Annotated in this window: 9 protein-coding genes; all 9 read right to left on the bottom strand. The window is 35.7% G+C overall.

Annotation, left to right across the window (positions count from 1 at the left end; translation table 11 throughout):
- Positions 1–99: 99 nt before the first annotated feature.
- Genes MJO53_RS09075 through MJO53_RS09035 form a run of 9 tightly spaced genes read right to left on the bottom strand, consistent with a single transcriptional unit; the run spans position 100 to position 14,428 of the window.
- The gene (locus MJO53_RS09075) at positions 100–1,317 is read right to left on the bottom strand and encodes an McrC family protein (protein WP_252078846.1); all 1,218 of its coding nucleotides are present in this window, start codon (positions 1,315–1,317) and stop codon (positions 100–102) included.
- A complete protein-coding gene (locus MJO53_RS09070; protein ID WP_252078845.1) occupies positions 1,310–3,574 on the bottom strand; it encodes an McrB family protein in 2,265 nt (754 codons plus the stop codon). Before MJO53_RS09070 ends, MJO53_RS09075 begins: the two co-directional genes overlap by 8 nt.
- Positions 3,574–4,551, bottom strand: coding sequence for a hypothetical protein (locus MJO53_RS09065; RefSeq protein ID WP_094996344.1), 978 nt, complete (start codon positions 4,549–4,551; stop codon positions 3,574–3,576). Before MJO53_RS09065 ends, MJO53_RS09070 begins: the two co-directional genes overlap by 1 nt.
- Positions 4,544–6,391, bottom strand: coding sequence for an AAA family ATPase (locus tag MJO53_RS09060; protein ID WP_094996345.1), 1,848 nt, complete (start codon positions 6,389–6,391; stop codon positions 4,544–4,546). Before MJO53_RS09060 ends, MJO53_RS09065 begins: the two co-directional genes overlap by 8 nt.
- The gene (locus MJO53_RS09055) at positions 6,388–8,175 is read right to left on the bottom strand and encodes a restriction endonuclease subunit S (protein WP_252078844.1); all 1,788 of its coding nucleotides are present in this window, start codon (positions 8,173–8,175) and stop codon (positions 6,388–6,390) included. Before MJO53_RS09055 ends, MJO53_RS09060 begins: the two co-directional genes overlap by 4 nt.
- Positions 8,168–9,787 carry an HsdM family class I SAM-dependent methyltransferase gene (locus tag MJO53_RS09050; protein ID WP_252078843.1) on the bottom strand — a complete coding sequence of 540 codons (1,620 nt, stop codon included), beginning with the start codon at positions 9,785–9,787 and terminating at the stop codon, positions 8,168–8,170. The genes MJO53_RS09055 and MJO53_RS09050 overlap by 8 nt, the downstream gene beginning before the upstream one ends.
- On the bottom strand, positions 9,787–12,852 hold the full coding sequence (locus tag MJO53_RS09045; RefSeq protein ID WP_252078842.1) for a type I restriction endonuclease subunit R: 3,066 nt from the start codon (positions 12,850–12,852) through the stop codon (positions 9,787–9,789). The genes MJO53_RS09050 and MJO53_RS09045 overlap by 1 nt, the downstream gene beginning before the upstream one ends.
- Positions 12,849–13,640 carry a nucleotidyl transferase AbiEii/AbiGii toxin family protein gene (locus tag MJO53_RS09040; protein WP_252078841.1) on the bottom strand — a complete coding sequence of 264 codons (792 nt, stop codon included), beginning with the start codon at positions 13,638–13,640 and terminating at the stop codon, positions 12,849–12,851. The genes MJO53_RS09045 and MJO53_RS09040 overlap by 4 nt, the downstream gene beginning before the upstream one ends.
- Entirely contained in the window at positions 13,637–14,428 is a 792-nt protein-coding gene (locus tag MJO53_RS09035) for a type IV toxin-antitoxin system AbiEi family antitoxin domain-containing protein (protein WP_252078840.1), read from the bottom strand. Before MJO53_RS09035 ends, MJO53_RS09040 begins: the two co-directional genes overlap by 4 nt.
- Positions 14,429–14,453: the final 25 nt, after the last annotated feature.

Raw genomic sequence — 14,453 nt, 5'->3', positions numbered from 1 at the left:
TTGCAACAAACTACATTTTTCGCGGTGTTTGGAATCACTTTTTTTCTCCAGAGAGCCGATTAGAAGTGTTATTCGGCTCAAATTATCAAGATTTAGTTGTCAATTTAGCCAGTTTATTATTTCTTGACCACAATCATCTTTCAAATTACCATCTTCAAGAATATTGAGCTTACCTATGCCACATTCTTGCTTTTCATTTTTAAAGGATATAAAATTTGGCTTTTCTGTAATGAGGGAAGGGTAAAGCAGCAAAGCCCGAGAAGATTCCCAATATTTATTATAGACATACATTTGGCGTAAATCACTGGTCGAAGGTTTATTACTACCTATATTTTTCCACTTAGTATCTATCACATAGGTTTTGCTGTCTTTTCTTAGAACAATATCAGGTCTAATCTTAATTCGATTCCAAAATGGTTTCGATTCTTGACCTTTTACCGAAAGACCATCTATGTGAACAGATTTCAGTTTTGCTAACACATATTCCTCCCACAAATTGTTCATATCAAAAAGCAGAGCCAACATCTTTTCCTTTCCATTTGAGATATTTGGAGCAAAGTTCAAAATAATGAGTCGCGCAATTTCAAGGGCAGTCGCATAAGGTTTTGTTTTTCTATTGCTTACCAGTTTATCGAATGTATGGAGATTTGCAGCGGTATTGGAAACATCGGGAAATGCTGCTTGTACTCGTTTGCATTTGGAATACAAATAAGTACCTGATGAAAATTGACCGATGATGTCAAGTGCTTGTGATAAAATTTGATGGATTTGATGGTCATAATCATACACTTGATGTTCAGTATAGAACCGTTCTTTATGGATTAGATTGTGATTTAAATGTGCGGCAAAAACCAATTTACCTTTTAGGGCTTTTATGTTTCCTTTTTTTGTGCGGTATTGTCTTATGAGACCTTGCCTTATCAATAGTTGTGTTTCATTCAGAAACCATTCAAAATAAATGTCCAACAAATGGATTTGCTGTTTGCTAACTTTGGCTTGTCCCACCTTATTGACTTTTAATCGTTTTGTGGTCCTAAGCATGTTAATCAATACCTTTTGCCAATGCGATTCATTGTTTGATCCACCGTCAATTTTTGGTAAAATCTCAATGGTAAGACCATCAATTTGAATTACACCGACATATTGAGAAAACTTAATGCCTTTATGGAGTAGCGTAAAATATTCATTGTTATGTAGCTGGTTTAATTTAGCTAAAGCATTAAGGTGCTTTTCTTCGAAAAGAACATTTTTATACTCCCGTCCAACTTGCAGCTTACTATGTTCAAAAACCTGAAGTATGTTTTTTCGATTATTCATTAGATGTATTCAGTAACCTGCCTACAGCAGCTTCAATATCATCAATTTGTGGAAGTAATATGTAAGTTGCTTCACTTTCCGGTACATCTATATTTTTAACTTGGGCGAAATTGACCTTCCCTGTACCTTTCTCTTTTACAAAACCCTCGCCAAGTACCAAGGCGATTTTTTCGTAATCGTTGTAAAAATACTCTTGTAATAATGGGATGATGTTGTTCTTAAAAACACGTGAAAGTCCATCCACATCACCACTTTTTAATTTGATGAAGTATGAATGACCAATGGTATGGTCTCTATCCAACAGGGCTTCGATACGTTCATTTATAGTCTCCAAAACCTCCTTAAGGTTAAAGCCGTCATATGTGATTTTTTCCAACAATTGGGGCTTGGGCATAACTTCCTCAAAGATAAACCGTCTCCGTAAGGCGGTGTCCAAAGCTTCCACACTTCTATCGGCAGTATTCATTGTGCCAACGATATAAAGATTTGGAGGTACGCCAAATGTTTCATCCTTAGAATATGGTAATTTCAAAAGTATTTCCTCATCAGCTCCCAACCTTTTATCAGGCTCTAACAGTGTAATTAATTCCCCAAAAATTGAAGAAACATTTCCGCGATTGATTTCATCTATGATTAAAACATAGTTTTTAAATGACTTTATAGAAGAATCATTTTCGGACTCATAACTTTTCAACCTTTTTAAAATACTGGGGTAATAGATACCAACCCCCGTCTCATTAATTTCTCTTGTGCCATAATAAGCGTCTCTTAAGGTTGAGATACTCAAAGTATGGTCTGTTCCCCCACTTGATTTTTTAAATTGGATTGATTTTTCTGTAAAACCTATGATAGTGAAATCATACCCCTCTCTTTTTAAGGGAAATTTTATTTCCTCATTTTCTTCCCATTCTTCCTTTAATTTTTCAAAAGCGTCGTCAAACGCCATTTCGTTGGCACCCCCTTTCTTAAAATCTAGATAGTTGTCCTCTGCCTTTTTACAAACTTTCTTAAATACACCCGGTTTTATATCATAAATAAGTTTTTGGTCAGCAGTGGTGACAGGTTTAATACCTTCTACAAAATCTTCATATCCAAATGATTGATGAAAGGTGGTAAATACAATTTGTCCTGCTTCACACAATCTATCATACTCACTCAAAATCAATTCCCGCTTTTGGACACTATCCAAGTCCTTTTTAATTGAAAGTGCTGGGTTGGCAATCTGCACAGCCAATTCCTTTGTAGAATATGTTTTACCTGTCCCCGGTGGGCCATATAAAATTTGATTCAATGCCATTTCGTTTATATTTAGTTTATCTAGTTCATCAGGGCTATTTCCTTTTCTAACTTTAAAAATTAAATCAATTGTTTCTTGATTTCTTATCTGTGAAATTGTACTTCGATAACCACCTTTTCCATAAAGGACAAATGGATTTAAATTATCTTCCCACTTGACCTTCAATATATGTCCATCTCCAGGGTTTGCTATTACTTTTCCAATTGCATGAATTTTTAATACTGAAACTGTAGAGCCATTTTTTCCTTCGGTATAAGTCGTTTTGGCAGCTATCATCGACCCTGGCTTAACTCCCTTGACTATTTGGATATTTTTATCTCCATAACCATTTTCCCATATGTTTTCCTTTTTAAATCTTGAAAGTTGATTTTCATTGTCACCATCCTTAAAAGTAATGCCAACACAATAATAGGCTAGTATATTTGTTTGCGTTTTCGAGCTGATAGAAGCCTTCACTTCGTTTATTCTTGAAAGCATACTATCAAACTTCTTATTACTTACCAATACATTTTCTTTGCCCTGATTTCTAAACTCTTGGGTAATGGATTGGTAATTACGATCCAGGAAAGTAAAGAGAGTTGAAAAATTATCTTTTGAAACTTCTCCTATATGGAGTGAATACTTAGTTTCTGTAATTTTTTTGAAAGGACCAATTCGATGGATTAAAGCTTGATATGCTGCAATCAGGTTTTCATCTTTTTCCTCGTTATATACTACTTCTAGATTACAGGTATATCCATTATCAGTTGGATAGAACAATATACCAACGCTTCTAGTTCTATTGGAGCCTCCACTTGCATTGATTAAACCAACAAAAGCATAATCATCATTGCCTTGAAACCAATGACCACTTTCAAATCGCTGTCCAGCCCCAGCGCGTTGACGCATTAGAAAATTAAAATGTGGATGATTCTCCCTATACTCTAGTAGTTTACTTAAAATGGTTTCATGGAAGGTCATTAGATAATATTTAATTCTTTTAGAATATCTTTCTTCATTTTACTTAGGGGGCGTTTGTGAAAATCTACTTCATTGATATATGTTCCAAAAGCAAGACGATAAAGCTCTTCCATTGAAACAGCTTGACCAGTTTTGGCAAGCAATTTTTTCAACTGAATTAAGTAGCTAGTGGAATAAAGCTTTCTTAGTCGCACTAGATCTTCAATTTCATCTTCATGGGTGGCATAAATCTCTTCCAGTTTAAATGCCTTAATGGTAGCATCTTCTTTAGATCCTGCCACCCTGTCGATTTTGAATTTGTATGCGTTATATTTATTTATCCGATAACTAAACTTATATTTCAAGTCACTATCTACATAAGGATGAATATAATCACCAAGGTTCATCCTCGTATTTCCTTTCACACTACTGTTACAAACATGGCATGAGGGAATCAGGTTATAAAAAGACAGAGCAAGTATTGGGTAAGTCTCTTTTGGAAACCAATGATCAAATTCAGGTCTCGTAATTTTCGAAGGATTCCGAACTGTTTTTGTGTAGATTCGATTGCAGTACGTACATGTCTGCATATCTAAAGATTCGGCCAAATCATAGGCCGAATAAACGCTGTCTTTCCTAGCAAAACCTCCTGTATATTTAAAAATTGAACTTATATCATTAACCAGACTGTTGTATTGGTCAAATAAGTTTTGTTCACCATAAGTTCTATTACTTAATCTAATTCCTTTTATTCTTAAAAATTCTATCCAATCCACCAAAGAGTAAGGGGTAAGATAATCCAGCAAATCGTTGTGATGTTCTTCTAAAAATTCTGGCGGGTCGGTCAAAACTGCACTTATTCTCCAATCCGCCAAAAAAGTCTTTAATTCTGATACAGGTAATGCATTTACTCTTTGTTTGACTATGGAGAATAGCTTATCATGGTGTACTTTTTTAGCAGATATGATTTTTGTAGATATAGGGTCTAGGCTAATCATTGTCTCTTCTTAAAATACTTCTTAAATATGCCGTTTCTTTAGCTATCATTTCATTTATAAAATCTTCATTGATTTCAATTTCGCTTAACATTTCGACCAATTTGTTTCGCAAGACTGGTTCCTCAATCATAGAAATTGTTTTTTGCATCTTTTCATACTCTTCCTTGTTGTACTGCTCATTTTCCTTATTTTTCTTAATCCAGTCCACTACTTCCTCTATTTTGTCTTTGGCAAAATCTCCAATTAAATAGTCTTCCAGAAAGAAAGAGTTGGCCAATAAATCATTAATATTTGCTCCAAACGAGTTAAACCTTGAATCATCATTCGAAGCTACTTTTGTATTTCCTGATGTTAAATCTTTTGACAGTAGCACCATGTTATTACTAGGAATATCTGACAAACTTAAAGGGCTATGTGTTGTTAGGATTATTTGGAGATTTTTGTCCGGAAAAATTTTAGGAATCATACCCACCAAGGATTTGACAAACATTCGTTTCCAAGAGGGATGAAATCCTAAATCAGCCTCATCCAATAAAATATAATAGTTTTGAATATCTTCGGATTCATCTTTCATCCAAATTCTATCATCAATTTTGTTTTCCAAGCGATATTGTAAGTCAAGTAAAACTGAAAAAAGTTCATACATGGCCATTTCACCGGTACTTAGCCTAATGTCTGGTTCAAATATTAACATGGCTTTTTTATCGTAACTAAATTTTTCCTTGAAAGAAAGAAGGAAATCTTTATAAGATTCAATGATTTCAAAACAATTTTCAAAATTCACTGTCAATATTGTCCAATTCTCAATATCATCATCCTCTTCTGCTACCTTTAGGAGTAATTCTGTTAGTTTTTTTATTTGTTTAATGGGCAGATGGAATCTAAGACTACTCTTTTTAATAAATGCGTTTTCTATAAACCAATAAAATGCTTCTTTTAAGGTATCTATTTTGGCAAATTCAGGGTCACTCGTATGTATTTCATTTTCTATAAAACCTTCTTCTAAATATTTATTTCCGCTATTCTCAAATATTGAATGGACTTTACAAATAACTCCATCCAAAATTTCAAGTTTTAATCTCAACTTGTTGATTAAACTAGTATATTCTTTGTTTTCATCATAATCTTCCTTAGTTCTTATTCCAAGCTCATTAGCCAACTCTATTTCTTCACGAGTCCTTTGAGCATTTTTTATTTCTTTGAAAGAATCAAAAAACGGTCTGAAATTTCTTGAAGTTTGCCAATCATCCTTAGAGATTTTTTGAACTTGTATCCTAACCCTATCAAAGCTTGGGATTTTCAAGTTTCTGAGTTCATCAGAAAAAGTATCTGAACGTACAAAGGTTATTATCCTTTTTAATTGTTCAGAATTATGTAATTCCCAAAAAGAGTTGAAATCCAATGGCTCATTGGGGATGTCCCGTTTAAAGTAAGATAGCTTTGAAATATTTTGGGTAAAACTCTGCTCAGACTCTTCCCTTGTCTCACTTAAATAGGGTGTATAGTAAATGAATATTCCGGCATCTTTAGGCCAACATATTTGGGATTGTCCATCTTCTTCGCCAACTACTGGAAAACCACCCTCTTTCAATATTTGCAATATGGTCGATTTACCTGAGCCATTTGCCCCTACTATTGCAGAAATGTTATTTATATTTTTCGACCAAAAACCTTCTATATATTCTGAATTCTCCTTTTTGTTTAAAATTTTATATCCTTGAGTAGTTTCGACAACCTCGTAAATAAACTGCCCTCCTAAATTTAGTGTTATTTCGTGGTGGTCCTTTCCGAATATATATGGAAGTCCATTCTGAGGAATAAAAATAGCCGCAATCCTCATTTCACCAATAGCTCTTTAATAAACCCAATCATAAGCAAGGTCTCGTTCTCGGTAAATTTCTCAGCTTTGTTTTTATAACTATTCTCTTTCATTGGCCATTCCTGCATTCCCTTTCTTATATCGACCAACTTATCGGAGTTTAACTTAGTCATACAGCGATGCACCGTATTTAAAAGTTCTATCCTGTCTATGTCATTACCAATTAAGGGGTCTTGGTACAGAGCAATCAGTTCTTCAACGGATTTTACAAAACCTTGATTTTCTTGTAAGGCCATCCATGTTATAAGCTCCTTCATTTTGTTGGCCTTTACTTTGTATACTTTTTTGCCATTTGGGGTGGTTTCCTGATAAAGAAATGGATTACTGTCAATACTTTTGGCTACTGTTTTAGAGAACATGCCCCAATGGTATTCTTCAAATTCTATATGTTTTAACCTTTTTTCCCTCTTAATGTCTTTTAAATGGCTCATGGCCTTTTGGATATACGTTTTACCATGAGACAAACTATTGGCCTTCTTGTCAAGGAACTGAAGGGCGGCCACTTCAGCATACAAATTAACATCTGGGAAAAGCTCTTTTAAAGTATCTTTTTCAGTCTGCACTACCTTTATCTGGCCATTCATTAGCATGGGCAATAACCAATCACGAAGTTCACCCAGTCTTTGGTTTTCTTCTCTACTAGAAATGATTTTCTTTAAAATTGAGTTGAAAAGTTTGTTAGCCTTGGACTGCAATTCAGGATGTGCTACAATTATTTTTAAATCATTAATGTCTTTTGCACTCAAATGGCCCACGGTTGTTCTTGAAACATTTTTCTCTCTTGCTTTTATAAATGGTTCTATCATATACCTAGCTTGTATTTCAGAAATAGAGTTGGATTTTGACCTAATTCTTAAACACCGTTGGTTCAAATAGCAATTCTCAAGATTCCAGTAGTTGATATGAAAATTACCATCCATTCCAACCAAAACATCACCTTTGTTAAGTCTATATTTTTCATCAACATCTTCGGTTGAATGATATGAAATCGAACCATTTTGTATATCTCGAATTCTAATTACAGGAACACCATTTTCTTCCTCATTAAACAATTTTGTGCTAAACGGAAAGCCGTATTGCAAGTCCATTTCTTCGGTTAATGGCTTAACCACCCAACCTTCTGGAATAACAAGTTTCAATTCTTTATTATAAACCATTTTACCGCCAGAAGATTTATAGGGTTTACCATTTTTGTTTGGAAAATCAAACTGGACAAACCAATAATCATAAATCAACTTGGCCATGGCTTCTAACTCCATATTGATTTTGATATTGACTTCAATTTTATTATCTAAATCGGATAAGACTTTGGCGATTTGTTGTTGATAATTATAACTATAATCTGGGATTGGAAAAGTTAGTATTTGATTCTTATCTCCCCGAGGCATTTTTGAACCTTTCGACCCCTTCATCATATGGTCAAAAAACTCATTTTGGAAGCAGTTGTAATAAATGAACCTTGGACAAATCCCCTTATTGACCCTTAAATTTAATACATCCGCAGAATGTCCACCTGACGAGTCTGCAAACCATATCTTTCTTAAATATGGCCTAATGTTTCCGATTAAAATATCATTCTTCGAATATGCAGGAAATGTATTTCCTGAAGGTGGAAGAGAGATTGCGTTTTCTTTACCCCCCTTGTTTTGTTTTAAATTATCTGTTGTAATATATGTTTCAAGTTTTAACTCTTCACGAGGCATTCTTTCTTTAACATAAGTAACCGCATCATTTAGTTTATTCATAATTCAAGAATTTAAAGTTTTCTTGAATCTGCTTTTCTAACTTTTCACTTTCAGCGAATAGTTCTTTCAGATTACTTTGAAAAGTGTTTTTAAGTGTTGTAAAATCTTCTAAAGTAATATCTTCATATTCAATTTTTACCTCAAAATATTGCCCTGCATTAAAACTATAGTTTTTAGTAGTGATTTCATCGTATTCAACCACTACGGAAAAATTATCCACCTCTGTTTTATTGATAAAGGTGTTTATAATACGGTCTTCCTCTTTAGTGTTTAAAACCGTTTTTTGATTTTTACCTTCTTTTACCGTTTTGCCTAAATTGCTGGCGTCAATAAACACCACTTTTTCATCATTATTTTTGTCCATAAAAACAATGGAAACATTTGTGCCTGTAGTGGCAAAAATGTTACTGGGCATGCTTACCGCTCCGGCCAACATTTTATGATCAACTAAGTATTGACGTATTTTTTTATCAATACCACTTTGTGCTGTCAAAAACCCTGTAGGTACGACTACCGCTGCCTTCCCCGTTTCGGTCAAAGAATATGCGATGTGCTGTAAAAAAAGCGAGTAAATCGCCATTTTGTCTTTGGCTTTTTTTGGTACGTTGGGGATTCCCGCAAAAAAGCGACCTTTATTTACTTTCTTCTGCAACTCTTCCACATCATCGCTAAAGTCCAGCTTAAAGGGCGGGTTGCTGACGATGTAGTCGAACTTGCGTAAAGCTCCGTGCTCTTTATGATATGGGGTTGTCATGGTATTACCTTGGATAACATTCTCAATACTGTGCACCAAATTGTTTAACACGAGGTTTAATCGTAGCAGTGTAGAGGATTTTTGCGAAATGTCCTGAGAATATACAGTGCATTTATCTGGCCCTATGGCGTGAGCTAGATTCATAAGCAAGGTGCCCGATCCCGCACTGGGATCATATACGGTCACATTCTTAACAGGTTCTGGCACTAAAATAGCAGCCATTATCTTGGCCACGGCATGCGGAGTATAGTATTCAGCATATTTACCCCCAGCGTCATTGTTATAATCTTTTACCAGATACTCAAAAATGGTGGAGAAGAAATCAAACCCTTCGGTCATGACATTCTCAAAACTAAAATCCACTAACTTATTTAACAATGCCTTTGCGAAGGCATCCCGTTTGGTAGGATCCGAAATAAACTCAGTGACTCTATCAAACAACCTGATTTTGGCACCACCATCGGTATTTACTGCAAACAAATCATTGTTTTTGGCGGCAATGTCCAAAAGAGTGTCATCCAATAGTTTGCCAAATTCAGGTTCATTCTGTCTATCGAATAAATACTCAATCACATGGTGGGGATAGAGAAAGGCCGTATTACTTTCCAAGTCAAATTGTAGGAGTTTGTATTCCCCTTCATCAATCTCGCTCAATGCCAATTGCCATTTTTCTCTTTTAGTTAAACTTGGCCTTACTTTTTTTAACTCATATGAGAATTTATCGTTAAGGTATTTGTACAAAAATACTTGGGTGATGATCTTAAACTCGTTACCATCATTCCCTAAACCATAACTGGCACATACAGCCTTTAGGTTGTCTATTAGTTTTTTAGTTTGTGTTGTATTCTCTACAGTCATTATGCCGGTCTGTTATAATACTCGTTCATATATTCATTTACAATGATGTCACTAATAAAAATTACGGTGTCATAATCCAAGTTCGTGGTTAAACTTTGGTTGAATGACTTCATTACATAGCGTGCCACTTCCCGTTTAAAATATGCTTCATTGTCCAAGGTATTGTTACGTTGTAGTATGCTCATATCTGCTTGTTCCTTTATATTTTGTAAGGCCTCGATAATGGCCGTCCTAATTTTTGAAGGTTTTCCTGCTTCCAACAACCGTTTCTGAACCCGGGCATATTTTGAATCACCTTCGTATTTAGCACACAGCAACTCATTTTTCCGGTTCAATTCCTTCACTTTTTCATGAATGGTTTTCAGTGAATGCATATTCCGCTGCATTTCCTCCTGAGTGACCTCACTTAGGTTCTTATTTTTAAAAAGTCTTTTTAATTCATCATATAGGCTAATCCATTCAGGGTCTTTGGTATCAAAATTACTGGCAAGGCCTTCGCGCGTTTTTCTTAGGATGTCTTTTAGTCTATCGGCCAGAATCAGTTCTTCTTCCCCTACTTTTTTGAACAGAAATACCACATCCTCCAGAGCCATATTCAAGAGGTTGCCCATTTCTTCATTGTGCTCCAAGGCTTGTTTGGCGTTGATCAATGCTAAATGGTCTATCGCCATTATACGCAATCGTCCCAATTGACGGAAATCCAATTTTTCCAATAGATCATATTCCCCTGTCAATCTAATAACGTTGTAAAGGGAACGGGCATCTTCCAAGGCCTTCTTAATCTTTAACATAGTACCCCTATCGCTAATTTCTGAAATTTGAGCAGAAAAGATTTCGGCATTTTTTAATTCATAATCAGCAAGGGTTTCCTTTATTTCCGATATGTTGACCTCAATCTCTTCTTTGGACATAAAGAGATTGGAATAGCTTTCCATCTCATCGCCCAATACCTCTTGAAGCTCATCAAAATAGGCACGGTTGGTCTTGTCAAACTCCAAGGATATATCGGCAAAATCGACCACATATCCATATCGGTAATCTTTATAGGTTCTATTTACCCTGGTCAATGCCTGCAAAAGATTATGGCTTTTTATTACTCTTGCCAGATACAGTTTCTTTAGCCGTTTGGCGTCAAAACCCGTCAATAACATATTATAAACAAAAAGCAAGTCAATTTTCCCAGACTTAAATTGATCCCTGCGTTCGGCCAATTCATCCTTTGATCCAGAATCGTACAAAACAAGCCCTGCTTTTTTAGGTTTAAAGTTTGCAGACCATTCATTACCATAGGTAGTATCTTCTTCAGCGACTTTTGGCAGACCATTAACCACGGAACCAAATTTCTCATTAAAAATCCTGAACAATTCTCTCGCCTGTTCGCTGCTGTCGCATATAACCATGCCCCCTAAACTACCATCATTGTTACGAACCCTGAATTTTTCAAAGTCGTCGACGATGTATTCCAACATAGGTTCTACAAAAGAGGGATGGGCATACACCAATTTTCTATCAGTATCTCCCTTTTTTATATCAATGGAATCAAGTGCAGCCTTTAATTTTATTTGGTATTCGGTCTCTATGTCTTCTCGAATCAGCTTTAGAGTGTAGCCATCAGCTATGGATTTATTGTAGTAGTACTTATGGATATAATCACCAAACAAGTCTTTGGACTTTAAATCTTTCCCGATTAAAGGTGTTCCTGTCAAGCCGATTTTGATGGCATTCTTATCGCTCTGTTCTAAATTGGCCAAGAAACTACCTTTGGGTTCGTAACTGCGGTGCACTTCATCCAAAAAATAAATCCGCTGTATGGAAATATCATAGTCAAGGTTCATCCGCAAGTCTTTGTCATCATGAAACTTTTGGATATTTACCACAGAAATTTCACGAACTCCTTTGGCGTTATAAACAGCGGTGGTGGTTTTTAAATCATTTAGAAACTCTTGTTTAGAGTTTACCGTATGGACCTTCAAACCTCTCGCCGTAAACTCATCCCTGGCCTGTGTGAGCAAATCCAACCTATCGACTATAAAATAGAACTTTGGAATAATGTTCTTGGCTTGAAAGTAATCGGTCAAAAAATGGGTGTTGTAATATGCAAGAGCCGTTTTACCACTACCTTGAGTGTGCCAAATAATTCCCTTTTTTATCCCTTTATCCAGTTTTTCTTGAATGGCCATTGTTGCAAAAAACTGAGGGTAACGCATGATATGTTTCTGAATACCGGAGTACTCGTTAACATAGGCCAAGGCATAGCGCAACATGAATTCCAGTCTTTCCTTGCTCAACAAAGAAGTGAGAACTCTATTTGTTGGAGAATCCAGATTCTTGTTGGTTAAAAATTCTGGACTGTTTTTTATGGCTTGGTAATTAGTGTCCCTTAAAACAAAATCCTCAGTGTCGGGGTCCAAAGGTTTTAAAACTTGGGAAAGGTTGAAGCCAATTTCTTCCCTGAAATAATTAAAGATGGGATTAGTATAGGAGGGGGAGGCGTAAAACGCACCCTGCCAGGGCTCAATTTCATTGTCGTCATACTCCATATTATTGGAGAAAATCATGAACTGGGTAAGATTCACGAACTTTTTGAACTTTTTATTCTGAAACCTTCTTTTGATTCGCCTCCGCTCATCCAAAACCCCATCGCGGTTATTTGGCTTTTTCACCTCTATAAAAACCAATGGCATACCGTTAATCAATACAATAACGTCTGGCCGGAATTCATCCTCACCATTTTTATAGGTAAGTTCTGTTACTACATGGAAAGAATTGTTTCCAAAATTTTCTAAATCCAAAAGTTTAGTCCCTGAACGTTGCACCAACATATTATAAAAGGCTTTGCCCAAATCATTATTGTCAAGAGACAGGCTTATTTCCTGATATAACCTTTCAATATCTTGACTTTCAAGATGCGGGTTTATTCGTTCAATCGAAGTCTTGAAAATGTCCGCAAAAATGTTGGTCTCCACATCCCAGCTAGATTCCTTAAGGGACAAATACGTATACCCAAGCTGCGTGAGATGTAAAATCGCTGGTATCTTTACTCTGGAGTCTTCGTTGAACATCATTCTTCGGTTTTAAGTATTTCATTTTTCAACCATCTAAATGCTGCTTTTTGGTCATATTCAATTTCAGGACGCAACAAGGCTTCCATGTCCCCAGTAAAACCAGAATCATTTTCCTTAGCTTCAATATTTTGTAAAAACTCTTTTTGACTTGGTGGCTTTCCAACCGAAAAGGCCATATATTCATTGAAACATTCTATAATAGAAGCCGTTTCCAAATTTATGTGCGTCCGCGAATAATCCAAATCAAAAAGATCGCGGCCTTTACTTCGTTGGTACAATGCCCGTAACTTAGTTCCTAAAAGTTCATTGATGCTATATGTTCGTATTTTGGTCCTGCCTGTAAACCAGGTATTCTCAACTTCGAATGGGAATTCAACCCAGTCAAGAACATTAAAATGCTCTCGACAATTGATTTCAATTTTAACCCGCATACGGATATTCTCATACTCTGAGTTAAATCGATATAGAGCTTTTGCGCCATGACCTCTAACTTGCGTTTTTCTTGGCTCTTCAAAGAAATCTATAATCTGATCCAGTCTTTCCATAATAGGTTTAATAGGGCCTTCCTTAATTTGAACCAAATCAATATCTTCTGAATACCGAGGTGCTGGGTTAAGATATAACTTGTGTAATGCCGTACCACCTCTAAAAGCTAGGTTTTCATATAAGAAATCATCGGAGAATATGGCAACCAGCATACGACTTATAATCAAATCTTGCTCTATCTGGGCGAATGATTTCCAAGGAGCATTTTCTTGCCATTCTGCTATGTAGGGCCGTGGTATCATATATCGCTTTCTAGAGCTAAGTTCACATCCACTTTCCATTTATTATCCACTGCACCTGGTTTGATTTTATCCGATGTATTCAACAGTACAGGGTAAAACCCATGTCTTTCCAAATGCACAATAAGTGGCTCACGCAAATTCTCTTCTGGGTTTATATAATCGATTAAAAAACCCAACCGCTGTAAAACACTTTTATGCGGATACCATTGCAATAAGGAATCCATTTCACTTGGCTCAACTTCTTCTAAAAGTTCCTCGATATTTGCCAATATTCTATTTATTCCTCCTAACTTTCTTTGGTGGTATATTAAATCTACAATGGTCAGTAATGGGTCTGAAACATTAAAATAACCAGCATCCGATTTTTTTTGGACAATATTGGCCTTGGGCCAATTAGAGGTAAGAAAAAAATTTATGGTTACATTTTTTTTATGAATATCCAACATTCTAGTGCTTTGTGTGATGATGTATCCAGTCTGTACCTGTTGATGGGCTGCTCCATGTATTTGTGCTGCCGAGTATAAACCAATGTAATAGGGCTTATCCAAATGTTCAAATAATTTATTGACATAAAGCTCCAATGGCAAAACACCCAACTTTGAATATCTTGGCGGTATGATAAGATAGAATCCTTTTCTTAAGGCAAAAATCTCCCCTTTCTCAGATAAATAGGCTAAATCCGTTGCAATAGCATTTGCGTCCTTCCCTGAATAAGCCATATATTCATCACGGGAGAATGAATATTCTTCCAATGACAATCTATTTTTGATAAAATCGGCGAGCTGCATTTAGTAAATTTAGAAGAATATTAGC

The sequence above is a fragment of the Flagellimonas marinaquae genome, from assembly GCF_023716465.1.
GTDB classification, from domain to species: domain Bacteria; phylum Bacteroidota; class Bacteroidia; order Flavobacteriales; family Flavobacteriaceae; genus Flagellimonas; species Flagellimonas alginolytica.
This window is presented reverse-complemented; position numbering and strand designations above follow the sequence as displayed.